Here is a 15,362-nt window from a genome sequence, read left to right as displayed (position 1 = left end):
GTCGGTGCGCGGCGGTCGTCTCCCGACTGCCGAGAAACACGCCTCCGCGCCTCTCCAGTCTCTGCCGCGGGCGCGGCCCTGTCCTGCTGACGGAAGTCAGCCCGGGGCTCCTCACGCGGGGGTGAGGGGCGACAGCCGACCGACGACGGCATCGGAACGTCACGACGCGGACCTCGGATCGAGTACCCCGGGTGGGCGATGGGCGCCCGCCGCGGTCGGTGTTCCGCTACGTGCCGGAGGTCAGTCGGCTCGCCGCCTCGTCCCACGGCTGGGGCTCGACCACGTCGTCCCTGTCGAAGGCGTCCTCTTCGAACCAGCCCGTCCCCGCGAGCCATGTCTCCAGCCACGCTGCGAGACCCGGGGAGTCGAGGAACCAGCACTGCTCCCACGATCCACCGCTGTACGGGTTCGGCTCGAACAGCAGGACCTGACCGTCCTCACTGCGACAATCAACGCCCGCGTACATGGCGCAGCCCCAGGTCAGGACGGGTATGACGCCTTCGGGCCACTCGGGATGCCCCGCCCCCGCGGACGCCTCACGTCGCGTCAGGTATTCGCCGACGACGTTGGAGCCCGGACCGAGCAGAGGCAGCAGTCGGTAGTCGGGCCCGAAGCCACCGTCGGCGACCTCGCGGTACAGACGTGCGAGCAGGGGGTGCAACGCGAATCCCAGTTGCTCCTCGGCCGTCGCGATCCGGGCACCGTCGACAGGCGCGGGCAGGTCCTTGTTGTCCGATGCGGCCCGGGTGGCGGACAGCATCGCGGGGCGGGCGACGGGCCGAACGGACGCGCTGACCTTGCCTGTCGTTCCTCGGGGCAGCGATGCTCCGTATCCGCCGCATACGCCTTAGGTTAGGCTGACCTTGCCTGGTGTGTGAATCCAGGCGTGCAGGTTCGGGTTCTGGTACCTCGGGCGGGAGCCCGGTGGGCGGAACGAGCGGAGGCGGGGCGCGAGTGGGAGTCGGGTCGGGCCTGTGCGCGTCGCGCGCTCGCCGGGGCGGGACGCGCACGAGGGCGACGGGGGACGCGGGTTCTCGCCCGGCGTCCGGGACGAGGCGTCGTGGATAGGATCGCACTCACGGCCGGGGCCCTGTACGTCATCGTTCTGCTTCGCGCCGGAGGGACGTTCGCCGTCGGGTGGCTCGCCGGCGCCGGTGCCCGGCGCAGCAGGTTCGCCGGGCGGATCTCCTCGGAGAGGTTCCGGCGCGCCGAGCGGGCGATCCAGCGGTGGGGCGCCCCCGTGGTGGCCGTCTCCTTCCTGACCGTCGGTTTCCAGACCGCCGCCAACTTCCTCGCCGGCAGCATGCGCATGCCGTTGCCGCGCTACCTCCCCGCCCTGTTCGTGGGCGGCGCGGCCTGGGCGCTGGTCTACGCGACCGCGGGGCTCGGCGTGCTCGAAGTGCTGGGAAGGCTCTTCGCCGAGCGGACCGCCTTCGGGGTGTCCGCCGTGGCCGCCCTCCTCCTCGCGGTGTGCGGGGTGGTGGTGTACCGCAGAAGAAGGGCGGCCCGACCCTCCGGTGACACCGTGGCCGACGTATCGTGAGCCTGTCTGTCAGGGACGGATAGGTGCCGCCGCGGGCAGTGAAAGTTTTTCAGCTTCGCCACGCCAGGGTGAGGACGGCTTTGGCGACCGACGTCACGCGGTGGGGCTGACGTGGGCTCCGGTCAGCGCTCCGCCCTCCCCCCCAGTGGCGCAGTCGTATAGAGGCATCCGTGGAGAGAGGGCAGGGGGAAATGAGTGTGACGGAGAGCTGGTCCCGTGTGATGAGTCTTCTTCGGCAGCACGCCCCGGCCGATCACGCGGATCTGCCTGGGCCCGCCACGGAGCACATGCTCGCGGCCGCCGAGGAGCGCATGGGCGTCCCTCTCCCTCGGGATCTTCGGGCGTGGCTGCTGCAGAACAACCTGGATCTTCCCGAGGAGGACGTCGACGCCGATGTGGCATGTTGCGGCTTCGCAGGGTTCCCGGATGAAGGAAGCTTCTTTCTGGGCATCCGGGCGATTGAGAAGCTTTACGCGAACCGTTCCGTGCCCAGTGGATTCGACCCTTCGGACCAGCCGGACAATCCGTTCTGGCGTAATGAGTGGATCCCGTTCCTGTCGGATCAGGACGGCTGGACGGGAAAGTTCATCGACGTGCGGGACGGGCGCGTCGGCAGGTGGTTCGTGGGTGAGATCACGATCACGGGCGAGTACGAATCGCTGGCCCACTATTTCGACTTCGTGGCGGAGATGCTGACGAAGATCGCCGAGGGAAACCATCCGGTCTGCAAGGTCGCCGAAGGGCGACTCGTCTGGTCGTGAAACAAGAGATCCCGCGTCAGCCATCGCGTTGAGGCGAGGTGAAGGGCGAGGGCGGCTGCGTCCCGGCCGTCGCCGACGCGGCCTGCCGGTACCTCGACCGAGCCGCCCCCCGGCGGAACACCGTCGAAACCTTGTCAGTCGTCCGCCCCCAGGCGGACTTCGCGGCCCTGCCAGCGTCGGCGGAGCCACCGGTCGTGGCTCGCGAGGACGATCGCGCCGGGGCCCGTGTCGAGCGCGGCCTCCAGTTCGTCGCAGAGGGCCGGGGAGAGGTGGTTGGTGGGTTCGTCGAGCAGCAGCAACTGGGGCGGGTGGGCCACCAGGAGGGCCAGCGCGAGCCGTCGGCGCTGCCCCACGGACAGCAGGCCGACGGGTTTCTCCAGGTCCGCCTCGTGCAGCAGACCGAGCGAGCGCAGCGGCACCTTCTCGGCCCGCGCCGGACCCAGTGACAGCTCGTAGGTGTCACGGACCGTGCGGTCGGGCCGGTCGAACACGGTGTCCTGGGCCAGTAGTCCCACCGTCAGCCCGTGCCGCCTGCGGACCTGGCCCTCGGCGGTGAGACGTCCGGCGAGTACGGCGAGCAGCGTCGACTTGCCCGCTCCGTTGCCGCCCGTGACCAGCAGCCGGCAGTTCACCGGCACCTCCAGGGCATCCACCGTGAGCCGGCCGGGCACCCGTACGTCCCGCAGGGACACCAGGGGCTGCGGGTCCTCCTCCGCCCGCGCGGCCAGTCCCCCGGTCGCGAACCGCAGCGGGCGAGGAGGCTCGGCGACCCGGGTGCGCTCCAACTCCTCCAGCCGACGCGTAGCGTTGCGCACACGGCGGGAGATCTGGTTCTGCACCCGGCCCGCCCGGTGGCCGTACCCCATCTTCTCGTTGTCGGTACGGCCCCGGTCCGGTGCGACCCGGTGCGCGGTCACGCCCGCCGAGGTGCGAAGTTCCTCCAGCTCGTGCTGCTCCTCGGCGTACCTCCGCTCCCAGCGCTCCCGTTCGGCATGCTTCTCGCCGAGGTAGGCGCTGTAGTTGCCGCCGTAGCGGACCGGGCCGTCCACCGCCGGATCGAGGTCGATCAGATCCGTGCAGACGGCGTCGAGGAAGGCCCGGTCGTGGCCGGCGATCACCACGGTCCCGCACAGGCCCCGGACTTGCTCCTCCAGGAAGGACGCGGCACCGTCGTCGAGATGGTTGGTCGGCTCGTCCAGCAGCAGCGCCGAGGGCCGGCGTACGAGCAGCGCGGCCAGGGCCAGCCGGCCGCGCTGCCCGCCGGACAACGAGCCGAGTGAGCGGTCGTGTGCGAACGCGCTCAGACCCAGCCCGTCGAGGACGAGGGCGGCCCGCCGGTCGGCGTCCCAGGCCTCCCGGTCCTGAGCCTGTTCGAGGCGCCTGCCGTAGGCGTCGAGAAATGCCCGATGGCCGGGGTCGTCCTCCGGGACGCGGGCGAGTGCCTCGCCGAGCCGGTCCAGTTCGGCGAGGTCCTCGCGAGCCTCGCGCAGTGCCTCGTCCAGCACCGCGGCGATGGTGGAGTCGGCGTCGTACGGCATTTTCTGGTGGAGGAAGCCCAGGTCGGCGGGGCGCGTGACGCTCCCCGCGTCGGGCTCGTCGACGCCGGCGAGCACCCGCAGCAGGGTGGACTTGCCGACGCCGTTCTCCCCGATCAGGCCGATGCGACGGCCGGGGGAGGCGGTCAGGGAGACGCCGTCGAGGACGCGACGGCCGCCCAGGTCGCGTACGAGGTCATGGGCGAGCAGAGCGGGCTGAGACATGGCTGTCCGTTCGATGTGACCGGTGTTCGGCCCGCGGGGCGTGCCGCCTCGGACGCGGGCCGCTTCACACATCGGCGGTTCACATCCCAGGGGCTCCCGTCTCCGTGAGCGTGCCGTCGGCCAGCCGCAGCCAGCGGTTCACCCCGATCTCGGTGAGGAACCGCTCGTCGTGGCTGACCACCATGAAGGCGCCCTGGTAGGAATCGAGCGCGCTCTCCAACTGGCTCGCGCTGACCAGGTCGAGGTTGTTCGTCGGTTCGTCGAGGAGCAGCAGATGCGGGGCCGGTTCGGCGCACAGGACGCAGGCCAGGGTGGCGCGCAGGCGCTCGCCGCCGGAGAGCACGCCGACGGGAAGGTGTGCCCGGGCGCCCCGGAAGAGGAAACGGGCCAGCAGGTTCATCCGCTCCGCCTCGGGCCGCTCGGGGGCGAACGCGGCGAAGTTCTCCGCCACGGTGCGGTCCGGGTCCAGGGTGTCCAGGCGCTGCGAGAGGTACGCGATCCGTCCGTCGCTCCGCTTGATCTCCCCACTGTCAGGGGCGAGTTCGCCGGTGACCAGGCGCATCAACGTGGTCTTTCCGGCACCGTTGGGACCGGTCAGCGCGATCCGCTCGGGGCCCCGGACGACCAGGTCGACACCTCCCTCCGCGAACACCGGACTGTCGCCCAGACGCACCTGCATCCCCTCGCCCAGGAAGAGGTTGCGCCCGGCGGGCACCCGGGTGTCGGGAAGGTCCAGGGCGAGGCGCTGCTCGTTGCGCAGGGCGCGTCCGGCCTCGTCGAGACGGGCCTTCGCCTCGCTGACCCGAGCCGAGTGCATCTGCCCGGCCCGCCCCGCGGACTCCTGCGCGCCGCGCTTCATGTTGCCGGCGAAGATACGGGGCAGACCGGCGCTCTTGAGGTTGCGGGCGGCGTTGCTCTGCCGGCGCTCAGCCCGTTCCCGGGCCTGCTGCATCTCCCGCTTCTCCCGCTTCAGTTCCTGCTCCGCGTTGCGGACGTTCTTCTCCGTGACCTCCTGCTCGGCGCGCACGGCCTCCTCGTACTCGGTGAAATTGCCACCGTAGAAGCGCAGTTCGTCGCTCCCGAGCTCGGCGATGCGCTCCATGCGGTCGAGGAGCGCGCGGTCGTGGCTGACGAGGAGCAGAGTGCCGTTGAAGTCCCCCAGCACGTCGTAGAGCTTGTGGCGGGCCTGAAGGTCGAGGTTGTTGGTGGGCTCGTCGAGCAGCAGGACGTCAGGACGCCTGAGCAGTTGGGCGGCGAGGCCGAGCGAGACGACCTGGCCACCGCTGAGCGTGCTCAGGCTGCGGTCCAGCGCGAGGCCCGCGAGGCCCAGGCGGTCGAGCTGGGCGCGCGTGCGCTCCTCGATGTCCCAGTCGTCGCCGATGGCGGTGAAGTGCTCCTCGCTGACGTCGCCGGACTCCACGGCGTCCAGGGCGCGGATCACCGCGGCGACACCGAGTACTTCGGCGACCGTGAGGTCACCGGTCAGCGGGAGGCTCTGCGGGAGGTAGCCGAGCGTTCCGCCGACCGACACCGAGCCCGTGGCGGGCCGGAGTTCACCGGCGATCAGCTTGAGCAGCGTGCTCTTGCCGGAACCGTTGGGGGCGACCAGGCCCGTACGGCCGGTGGCCATGGCGAAGGACAGGTCGGCGAAGACCGGGGTGTCGTCCGGCCAGGCGAAGGAAAGGTTCGAGCAGATGACGGCGGCGTCGGACATGGAGGCACCTCGAAGGTACTGAGGGCAGGGGGAATGGACCTCTGCCCTGGGCAGACGTGGGAAAAGGGGATACGACGAAACGGACCACATCGGCGGCGCTCCTGAGCACCGGCCGGTGGCCGTCAGATCCGGGTCTCACCCGGAGATGTCGTCGTCACCCACCACGTCTGCGACTCCTCCATACACGATCCAGGTCACCAACACCCTAACAGGCACCGGCCCCGAGGTGCGCGGGACGCGCGGTTCCGCACGCACCCCGGGATCTCTCCGCGCGGTGACGCACCGGCCTCCTGCGGGGGAGGAGAGGCCGGGCCCGGGCCCCGGACGCGCCGCCCGGGACGGCGCGTCCGATCAGGGTCAGACAGGCCCTAGACCTCGGTGACGGCCTTCAAGGGGCTGAGCGCGGCGGCCCGCCGCGCCGGCAGGGCGGCCGAGGCCGCGCCGACGACGAGGAAGACCAGGACCACGAGGGCGAGGGCGGGCCAGGGCGGAGAGAAGGAGTACTGCGGGATCGCGCCGTTGGCGAGCCCGCTGATCTTCCATGCCCCGAACAGCCCGCCCGCCAGTCCGAGCAGGCTGCCGAAGGCGGCCACGCAGACGGCTTCCAGCCGGATCATGCGGCGGACGCCGGAACGGTCCATGCCGATGGCGCGCAGGACGCCGATCTCGCGCGTGCGTTCCGTGACCGACATGGCGAGGGTGTTGATCATGCCGAGTGCGGAGATGAGGACGCCGACGACGAGCAGTCCGGACAGCGTGGTCATCAGCTCGCCCGCGACACCGGCCTGTTCCTCGACGAGCTGGGCGCGGTCCTGGACCTTCAGCAGCGGGCTGTCGCTCACGGCGGCGCGCAGGCGCTTCTCCAGGTCCTCGGAGACCCTTCCGTCCGAGGTGCGGACCAGGACGCGTTGCACGGAGCCACGCAGCAGGCTGTGCTCCTGCACGTCGGTGATGTGACCGAGTACGTCCTGCGCGGTCGGATTGTCCTGGTAGACGCCGACGACGGTGTAGGACGCGTCGGCGGTTCCGGGACCGATGCCCGCCTTGATCTGCTCGCCGGTGGTGACGTGGTGCTCGCGGGCGAAGGAACGGGAGACGGCGACCTTGCCCGGCCCGAGGCCCTCGGCGGAACCACTCAGGAAACGAAGCTTCATCACGGCGTCCACGGACTTCGGGTCGACCCCGGAGACCATCCTGACGTGGGGGCCGGCGCTGAGGGAGGAGTCGGCCACGGCGGAGGCGATCCGCACGCCGGACACGGCGGCGACGCGCCGGACGGCGGCGGCGTCGATGCCGGTGGTGGTGTCGCCGGTGCTGATGACGTAGTCGGCGCCCAGCCCGGCGGCGGCCTGGGCGTCCAGGGCCCGGTTCGTGGACTGGTCGACGACGGCGAGGCCGGTGACCAGCGCGGTGCTGATCATCAGGGTGGCGGCGGTGGCGGCGGTGCGCCGCGGGTCGCGCAGGGCGTTCTCGCGGGCGAGCTCGCCCACGACCCCGAGGCGGGCGGTGACACGGCCGAGGAGCCGGATCACCGGGCCGGCGAGCAGCGGGGCCAGCGTGATCAGCCCGACGACGAGGACGCCCGCCCCGAACATCGCGGCCCGGAGGTTGTCGTCGGTGGCGCTGGTCGCGTCGCCGAGCGAGAACAGCAGGCCGGCACCCAGGGCGACCAGGGCCAGACCGGCGACGCCGCGGACGCGGGAGACCGTCACGGACGGCGGCTGCTCGGCGGCGCGCATCGCCTCGACCGGGGCGATCCGCGCCGCGCGTCGCGAGGGCAGCCAGGCGGCGAGCACGGTCACTCCGACCCCCACCGCGAGCGCGGCGAGGACCGTGGTCGGGCTGATCACCAGGGGCCCGCTCGGCAGCAGGTCGCCGGAGGTGTTCAGGACGCCCGGCAGCACCGTGGCCACCCCGAGGCCCAGCACGAATCCGAGGACGGACGCGACGAGGCCGACCAGGAAGGCTTCGGCGAGGACCGAGCGGACCACCTGGCGGCGGGTGGCGCCGATCGCCCGCAACAGGGCGATCTCGCGGCTCCGGCGCGCCACGAGCATGACGAACGTGTTGACGACGAGGAGCGAGCCGATGAACAGCGAGACGGAGCCGAAGAGCAGGGGCAGACGCTGATGGCTGCTGGTCCTGGCGTCGATGTAGACGGACTGCTGCGCGGCCTGGGCACTGCCGGTGGTGACTTCGGTGCGGTCGGCGGGCAGGACGGAGGCGACGCGGTCGGCGAGTTCGGGCTCACCGGTGCCCGGTGCGGCGGTCAGGTCGATCTGGTTGTAGCGCCCAGGTGCGGCGAACAGCTTCTGGGCGGTGGCCTTGTCGAACACGGCCAGGGTGCCGCCGGAGTTCACCCGACTGTCGTCGGTGGACACCAGGCCCACCAGGCGCTTCTTCAGGGCCGGTCCGTCCGTGGCGAGGGTGACGGTGTCGCCGAGGACGTAACCGGCGGCGGCCGCGGTGCCCCGGTCGAGCGCGACTTCACCCCCACCGCGGGGAGCGTGACCGCCCGTCAGCGGGTAGCGGTCGTCCTTGCCGTCGGCGCCGGGGACGTACGCGACTCCGAACCTGCCCATCCTGCCGGCGGCCCCCATCGGCGTGCCGTCCTTGGCCGACAGGGTGACCGAACCCTCGGCAACCGGCCGGACGGAAGCGACGCCGGCGACGCCGGACAACTTGCGGGCCAGGGCGTCGTCCAGAAGGCCGTACCGCTCCGCGTCGGACATGCCCGGGTGGTAGGCCGGCGTCACGCTCACCGCGATGTCCGCGTAGTCGCGGGACAAGGAGGCGCGGTAGGCGGCGGTGGTGGAATCGGCGAAGACCAGAGAGCCGGTGACGAACGCGACGCCGAGGCAGACCGTCAGCACGGTCATGACCAGACGGGCTTTGTAGGCGAGGACGTTGCGCAGAGCAGTTCGCAGCATGGTGGACTTTCGAAGGGTGGTCGGGACGTGCGGTCGCGGGCTGACGGCACGGTCAGGTACGGACCGGGGAGTCGAACGCGAGCATCCGGTCGAGTACGGCGTCGGCTGTCGGGTCGTGCAGCTCGTCCACGACCCGGCCGTCGGCCAGGAAGACCACCCGGTCCGTGTGGGCGGCGGCCACCGGGTCGTGGGTGACCATCACCACGGTCTGGCCCAGTTCCCGCACCGAGTCCCGGAGGAAGCCCAGTACCTCCGCACCGGAACGGGAGTCGAGGTTGCCGGTCGGCTCGTCGGCGAAGACGATCTCCGGACGGGAGACCAGGGCGCGGGCCACGGCGACGCGCTGCTGCTGACCGCCGGAGAGCTGGGCCGGGCGATGCGTGAGCCGGTCCGCGAGACCGACGGTGGCCACGACGGCGTCCAGCCACTCCGCCTCCGGCTTCCGGCCGGCCAGCCGCAGGGGCAGAACGATGTTCTCCAGCGCGGTCAGGGTGGGCAACAGGTTGAACCCCTGGAAGACGAAACCGACCTTCTCCCGCCGCAGCCCCGTCAACTGCCGGTCGTTCAGGGAGGACAGTTCGACGTCGCCGATCCGGGCCGAACCCGAGGTCACCGGGTCCAGGCCGGCCATGCAGTGCATCAGGGTGGACTTGCCGGAGCCGGACGGGCCCATGACGGCGGAGAACCGGCCCCGCGCGAACTCCACGGTCACCGCGTCCAGCGCGGTGACCCGGGTCTCCCCGCTCCCGTACGTCTTGGTCAGGCCGGACGCGCGTGCGGCCGGCGCGACGAGGGTCGCGCTGGAGGAAGGAAGGATGTGTGACATGGAGGCTCCGCCCGGGATACGACGGCTCGCGAGGTGACTCACGAACCGGAGGACGTGTCCATCCTCACGACGCCGAACTGCGGAAACGTCGTACTGGAGGCGGGAATCGGTCTCTGTCCAAGGACAGAGCCACCTCGGCCGCTCTCTGCCGTAGGTCAGGGACCCCGCCCCGGAGCGGGAGCGACACCGGGGTCCGGACGCGGACGCGCGACGACCTGGGACCTCCGCTTCAGGAGGCCAGGCCGGTGCGGTGCGCCAGCAGCGCGGCCTGCACACGACTCGCCGAACCCGTCTTGTCCAGGACGGCACCCACATGGGTCTTGACCGTGCCGACCCCGATGCCGAGCCGCCCGGCGATGCCCTGGTTCGACAGCCCCTGGCCGAGCATCGCCAGGACCTCCCGCTCCCGGCCGGTGAGCCGGGCGATCCGCTCGTCCACGAGCGCACCCTCGGCGTCGCCCGGAGCCCCGCCGGAACGCAGCATCCGCGAGATCACCGCCCCGGTCACCCCCGGCGAGAGCACGGAGTCCCCGGCGGCGGCCGCCCGTACCGCGCTGATCAGCTCCTGCGGGCCCTCGTCCTTCAACAGGAACCCGGCAGCCCCCTCCCGCAGCGCCCGCACCACGTTGTCGTCGTCGCCGAAGGTCGTCAGCATCACCACGCGCGGCGCGGGATCAAGGGCGAGCAGCGGCGCGATCGCGGCCAGACCGTCGCACACCGGCATACGGATGTCCACCAGAGCCACGTCAGGTCGGTGTGCGGCGGCCTCCTCGACCGCCGCGTGTCCGTTCGCCGCCTCCGCGACCACGTCGATGCCCTCCGCATGCCGCAGGATCAGGCGCACCCCGTGCCGGATCATCGCCTCGTCGTCGACGACCAGGACACGGATCGGCGCGGACGGCTCGGTCATGAAGACTCCCAGGGCGGGGCGTCCCGTACCGACGGGACGGTGAATCGGTCGATGGAGACGAGCCGTTGCGCGGCGTCGAAGCAGTAGCGCGTGACGGTGAAGGAGCCGGGGCCGGGATCGGCGCCGGCGGGCGGGAAGACGCAGCCCACCGCGTCGGGGGGCCGTGCCGGTTCGTGTCCGGTGGCCGCCGCGCGGACGGCCGGGTTGTCGAAGACCCCCTTCAGCTCCTGGTAGGTCATGCCGAGGCGCGGCCGCGGAGGCGGGGTCGTGCCCCGCGGCTGGCCGTAGACCAGACTGATCGCGAGCGCCATCACCACCCCCAGGGCCGCCGCCTCGAGACCGAGCGTCAGCGCCCCGGCGGATCGCGGACCGCGCGGCACCACGACCGCCCCCTCGGCGGACCCGCTCGGGGGAGAGTCGGCCGGGCCGCCCGAGGCCGGGTTCCTCGCGACCGTGTCGCCCGGTTCCACCGGGACGGTCGCCGCCGGGTCCCTCGCGAGGGCGGCCGGATCCGCAGGGACAGCAGCGACCGGACTCCTCGCGACGGTGTCGGACGGTTCCGCAGGGACGGCCGCGACCACCTCGAACCCGCCGGACGGCAGCGCGTACGCCTCGAACGTCCCGCCGAGCAGCTCGACCCGTTCGCGCAGACCGGGCAGGCCGCGCCCCGTCCCGGTCCCCGTCGCCGGCCCGGCCGGGGCCGCCGGCGCGCCGTTGCGGACCGCGACGCCCACCGTCCGGTCGTCGTGCGTGACCCGCACGGTGACACGGGAGGTCGCCGCGTACCGGTGCACGTTCGTCAGGGCCTCCCGCACCACCCGGTGCACCGCCCGGCGCACCCGCGGTGGGCGCGCGTCGAGGTCGGGGCCGCTCCACTCCAGCCGCACGTCGATGCCGCCGTCGTGGGACTCCGCCACCAGCGCCTCGACGTCGGCCCGGGTGCCGGTGGCGGCGGTGAGCGCGTCCGGTCCGGTGTCCCGGCCGAGCGGCCCCAGGACCCCGAGCGTCTGACGCAGTTCGCGCATCGCGTCGCGGGTGGTGCGCCGGACCAGGACGGCTTCCTCACGCAGCTCGGGATCGGCCTTGTCGAGGGCGAGTTCCAGACCCCCGGCGTGCAGGGAGATCAGACTGAGCCGGTGGCCCACCAGGTCGTGCATCTCGGCGGCGATCCTGGCCCGCTCGTGCAGCCGCGCCTCGCTGTCCGCGAACCGGCGGGCGCGCTCGGCGGCGTCGCCGCGCTCGCGCAGCGCCCACACCAGCCGGGCCTGCTGCCCGGAGACCGTCCCCACCAGACCGGGTACGACCACGGCGGTCATCGCCATGGCCAACCCGAGTTCCAGACCGTACGCGGCGGAGCCGGGGCCCACCCAGGGGCCGGCCGCGGCGGCGGCCGCCACGGTCAGCAGACTCGCGCCGCCCGGCAGCCGGGCGCGGCGCGGGCGGATCGTACCGAGCGCCACCGCGTACGCGGTCGCCGCCGTGACCGGCCCGACGACGGGCGCCACGCCGGCGAGAACGGCGAGGACCAGGAGCACGGCTTCGGGGCGGCGACGCCGCAGCGGGAAGAGCGCGACGGCGACCGGGACCATGGAGAGCTGGAATCCCGGGTGCGGCAGGTCCCACAGACGCAGGGCGACCACCCACAGACACAGGGCGGCCACGGCCACGCCGGCCGTCTCACCGACGGCCCGGCCGACGTCGGCCGGACGCACGGGAGCATCCCGCTCGGGCTGGACGTCACGACGGAAACGGCTGAGAAGAGGCACATCGTCCAGTATCGATCGGGGCGAGAGGCCCGGCGTGGACCTCAGGACCGATCCGGAACTCTTCCTTTCGGCAGAGACAGCCGGCGTCCGAAGGACGAACGACGACCTCACCGAGCCGGGTACGACCTCACGACCCGGGACGACCTCACTGACCCGGGCACGAGCTCACCGAGCCGGGTACGACCTCACCGATCCAGGTACGACCTCACCGGCCCGGGTATCGGCGACACGCGCCCCCGGACGTCGTCGCCACGGACCCGTCCGGACACGCTCGACACGTCCCCGGACATCCCACGCACGTTCCCCGTGGGGTCGCGGGCACCGTTAGGCTCGGAGTATGGCTGGTGACGGGGAATTCCATCGGGACCAGAACTACCTCGCGACACGGATCACGGCCGACGGCCGCGACGGCTGGCCCGTGGAGCCCGGACGCTACCGACTGGTGATCGCCCGGGCCTGCCCGTGGGCGAACCGGGCGGCGATCGTCCGGCGGCTGATGGGGCTCGAGGGCGTGCTCTCCCTGGGCATCGCGGGACCGATCCACGACGATCGGAGCTGGTCCTTCCACCTGGACCCCGGCGGCAAGGACCCGGTGCTGGGGATCGAGCTGCTGCGGGAGGCGTTCTTCCAGCGCGACCCCGGCTACTCGCGGGGCATCACCGTGCCCGCGCTCGTCGACGTCCCCACCGGCCAGGTGGTGACCAATGACTTCGCCCGGATCACGCTCGACCTCGGCCAGGAGTGGGCGGCCCACCAGAGGGACGGCGCGCCCGACCTCTATCCCGAGAACCTGCGCGACGAGATCGACGACGTGGCCGAGAAGGTCTTCCAGGACGTGAACGACGGCGTCTACAAGTGCGGCTTCGCCCGCACGCAGGAGGCGTACGACACGGCCTACCAGCGATTGTGGGCGCGGCTCGACTGGCTCGAGGAGCGTCTCGGACGCCGACGCTACCTGGTGGGCGACACCATCACCGAGGCCGACGTCCGGCTCTTCACGACACTGGCGCGGTTCGACGCCGTCTACCACGGCCACTTCAAGTGCAACCGGCAGAAGCTGACCGAGTTGCCCGCTCTCTGGGCCTACGCCCGAGACCTCTTCCAGACGCCCGGCTTCGGCGACACGATCGACTTCGCGCAGATCAAAGCCCACTACTACGTGGTCCACCACGCCATCAACCCGACCGGCATCGTCCCCCGGGGCCCGGACCCCCGTGGCTGGCTCACCCCGCACGCCCGTGAGGACCTCGGCGGACGGCCGTTCGGCGACGGCACCCCGCCCGGTCCGCCACCGGAGTCCGAGCGAGTGCCCCCGCCGGCCGGAAGCTCCTGGACGACATCGAGGGCATAGGCGACCCGCCCCGGCCCGTACGCGCCGTACGCGGCGGCGACCTGGTGACCCGGCACGCCGTCGACCGCGCGGTGGGCGGCGACAGTTACGACAGGGCCGCCTTCGGCCGGCCGACCTGTCGTTCCTCGTGGAGCGGGAACGGCGCCACGAGTTCGAGGAATCCCCGCGCGGACTGCACCAGGAACACGCGCACTTCCGGGCCCGGGCGATCAGAACCCCCTTCCCCTTCTGCTGGTTCTTCTGCCCGCGCTGACACGCCGGGTTCTCCGCGCAGGTGATGTGGCACGTTTCGCCCGGGATTCAGCGGCCAGACGGATGAGAGGAGACGTACGGCCGACCGGAGCGAAGGAGAGGCCTGACATGTCGAAGGTATCGCACCTGCCCGGACGGGCGGAGCATCAGTGGGCCTGGCAGAGGGCGGCCGCGTGCCGCGGCCTGGGTACCGAGGTGTTCTTCCACCCTGAGGGCGAGCGCGGCCAGGACCGGGTGGCGCGGGAGGAGGCCGCCAAGGCGGTGTGCGACCAATGCCCCGTACAGGCCCGGTGCCTGCAACATGCCGTCAGTGTGGCCGAGCCGTACGGAGTCTGGGGCGGCCTCACGGTGAGCGAGCGTCAGCCGTCCGGCGGAACCGGCGCGGCAGCGGCGTAGTCGGCCAGGAGTCACCACCATCCAGGAAGGCAGTCATGTCGACCCAGACCGCAGTTCTCTTCCTCGCGGCGACGGTCGCCGTCCTCTTGGCGGCCGGTTTCCTGGTCCGGGCCCTCACGGGTACGGACAGGAGCGCGAGCTCCCTCAAGCGACGCTTCGGCCCCGAGTACGACCGCACGCTCGAACGGCACCGCGGCGACAGCGAGTCCGCCCACCGCGACCTGCGCGAGCGGCTCGACGGGTACGGCGGCATCCACCCCCTGCCGTTGGCGCCGGCGGTCCGCGAGCACTACACCGCTCAGTGGACCACGCTCCAGGAGCGCTTCGTCGACGCGCCGCGGCAGTCAGTGGCCGACGCGGACGAGCTCCTCGCACGGGTCGCGGAGACCGAGGGCTTCCCGGGGGCGGACCGGCGCGAGGAACAGCTCGCCGCCCTGTCGGTGCACCATCCGCGCCATGTGGAGGGCATCCGCGCGATACGCCGTGCGGGGCGCTCCACATCGGCCTCGACGGAGGAGCTGAGGGAGGCGCTGGTCCACGCACGTGCGCTGTTCGAGGACCTGATGGAGACCGGGAAGCCGGCCGACGCCGTCCGTCCCCGCTCGGGGCGACACCGCCGGCGCCTGCTCGACCCGAAGGGAAGTGGAGCGTGATGGCACGCGAGAACCGCAACGAGGAGACGACAGGCGGGAGCGGCGGCGCCGCGCGGCGCCGGCCCGTGCCCCCGAAGGCCCCGGGCGCACCGGGCGCTGCCGACGGCCGGGCGCCCGTCGGCAACGGCGGCGTGCCCGCGTCCGTGCCCGCCCAGCGAGCCGGCCGTCCCGCGGCACCGCCCCCCGCACCGCCGTTCCCGCCACCGCCCGCCCCGCCTCGGGCGACGCCGCCGCAGGCGCCGCTGCCCGCCGTCCCGCCCGACGACCCCGGCGCCACGGGCCGGAGCGGTGGGAGCCGCACGAAGGCTCCCGCCGTGCCCCCCGCCGCGCCGCGCGGGCGGGACACGAAGGACGGGTCGGGCGACGGCCGAGGCCCGGGGTACGGCGACAACGGTGAGCGCGAAGCCCCCGCTGTCGGCGGCCCTGTGGGCCGTCGCTGCCCGCACTGACGCGGGCCGAGGGCGAGTTGATCGACGCGTACCTCGAAGTCGTCGACCTCC

The 15,362-nt window shown here is 72.4% G+C and carries 12 protein-coding genes; 5 read left to right on the top strand and 7 right to left on the bottom strand.

Annotated elements, in window-relative coordinates; all coding sequences use genetic code 11:
• Positions 1–226: 226 nt before the first annotated feature.
• Positions 227–760 carry an SMI1/KNR4 family protein gene (locus ABZ318_RS17770; RefSeq protein WP_356903391.1) on the bottom strand — a complete coding sequence of 178 codons (534 nt, stop codon included), beginning with the start codon at positions 758–760 and terminating at the stop codon, positions 227–229.
• A gap of 300 nt (positions 761–1,060) precedes the next feature.
• On the opposite strand from ABZ318_RS17770, the gene ABZ318_RS17765 reads away from it, so the two are divergent.
• Both ABZ318_RS17765 and ABZ318_RS17760 read left to right on the top strand, forming a co-directional pair.
• Entirely contained in the window at positions 1,061–1,543 is a 483-nt protein-coding gene (locus tag ABZ318_RS17765; RefSeq protein WP_356903390.1) for a VTT domain-containing protein, read from the top strand.
• Positions 1,544–1,734: 191 nt separating this feature from the next.
• A complete protein-coding gene (locus ABZ318_RS17760; protein ID WP_356903389.1) occupies positions 1,735–2,304 on the top strand; it encodes an SMI1/KNR4 family protein in 570 nt (189 codons plus the stop codon).
• Positions 2,305–2,438: 134 nt separating this feature from the next.
• Here ABZ318_RS17760 and ABZ318_RS17755 read toward each other — a convergent pair whose 3' ends face one another.
• From ABZ318_RS17755 to ABZ318_RS17730, 6 genes are all read right to left on the bottom strand, one after another.
• The gene (locus ABZ318_RS17755; RefSeq protein ID WP_356903388.1) at positions 2,439–4,064 is read right to left on the bottom strand and encodes an ABC-F family ATP-binding cassette domain-containing protein; all 1,626 of its coding nucleotides are present in this window, start codon (positions 4,062–4,064) and stop codon (positions 2,439–2,441) included.
• Positions 4,065–4,143: 79 nt separating this feature from the next.
• Positions 4,144–5,778 (bottom strand): ribosomal protection-like ABC-F family protein, encoded by a 1,635-nt coding sequence (gene abc-f, locus ABZ318_RS17750; protein WP_356903387.1) that lies wholly within the window; start codon positions 5,776–5,778, stop codon positions 4,144–4,146.
• Between the two features lie 368 nt (positions 5,779–6,146).
• Entirely contained in the window at positions 6,147–8,708 is a 2,562-nt protein-coding gene (locus ABZ318_RS17745; protein WP_356903386.1) for an FtsX-like permease family protein, read from the bottom strand.
• Between the two features lie 52 nt (positions 8,709–8,760).
• Positions 8,761–9,534, bottom strand: a complete 774-nt coding sequence (locus ABZ318_RS17740; RefSeq protein WP_356903385.1) for an ABC transporter ATP-binding protein — start codon at positions 9,532–9,534, stop codon at positions 8,761–8,763.
• Positions 9,535–9,763: 229 nt separating this feature from the next.
• Entirely contained in the window at positions 9,764–10,444 is a 681-nt protein-coding gene (locus tag ABZ318_RS17735) for a response regulator transcription factor (RefSeq protein WP_356903384.1), read from the bottom strand.
• Positions 10,441–12,156 (bottom strand): histidine kinase, encoded by a 1,716-nt coding sequence (locus ABZ318_RS17730; RefSeq protein ID WP_356903383.1) that lies wholly within the window; start codon positions 12,154–12,156, stop codon positions 10,441–10,443. Before ABZ318_RS17730 ends, ABZ318_RS17735 begins: the two co-directional genes overlap by 4 nt.
• A gap of 391 nt (positions 12,157–12,547) precedes the next feature.
• Here ABZ318_RS17730 and ABZ318_RS17725 point away from each other — a divergent pair, with 391 nt between their 5' ends.
• From ABZ318_RS17725 to ABZ318_RS17715, 3 genes are all read left to right on the top strand, one after another.
• A complete protein-coding gene (locus ABZ318_RS17725; protein ID WP_356903382.1) occupies positions 12,548–13,561 on the top strand; it encodes a glutathione S-transferase C-terminal domain-containing protein in 1,014 nt (337 codons plus the stop codon).
• A gap of 360 nt (positions 13,562–13,921) precedes the next feature.
• Entirely contained in the window at positions 13,922–14,209 is a 288-nt protein-coding gene (locus ABZ318_RS17720) for a WhiB family transcriptional regulator (RefSeq protein WP_356903381.1), read from the top strand.
• 35 nt (positions 14,210–14,244) lie between these two features.
• Positions 14,245–14,862, top strand: a complete 618-nt coding sequence (locus ABZ318_RS17715; RefSeq protein ID WP_356903380.1) for a hypothetical protein — start codon at positions 14,245–14,247, stop codon at positions 14,860–14,862.
• Positions 14,863–15,362: the final 500 nt, after the last annotated feature.

The sequence above is a fragment of the Streptomyces sp. NPDC006197 genome, from assembly GCF_040613865.1.
Taxonomy (GTDB): Bacteria; Actinomycetota; Actinomycetes; order Streptomycetales; family Streptomycetaceae; genus Streptomyces.
The sequence above is the reverse complement of the archived record's forward strand: the minus strand, read 5'-3'. Positions and strand labels throughout refer to the sequence as shown.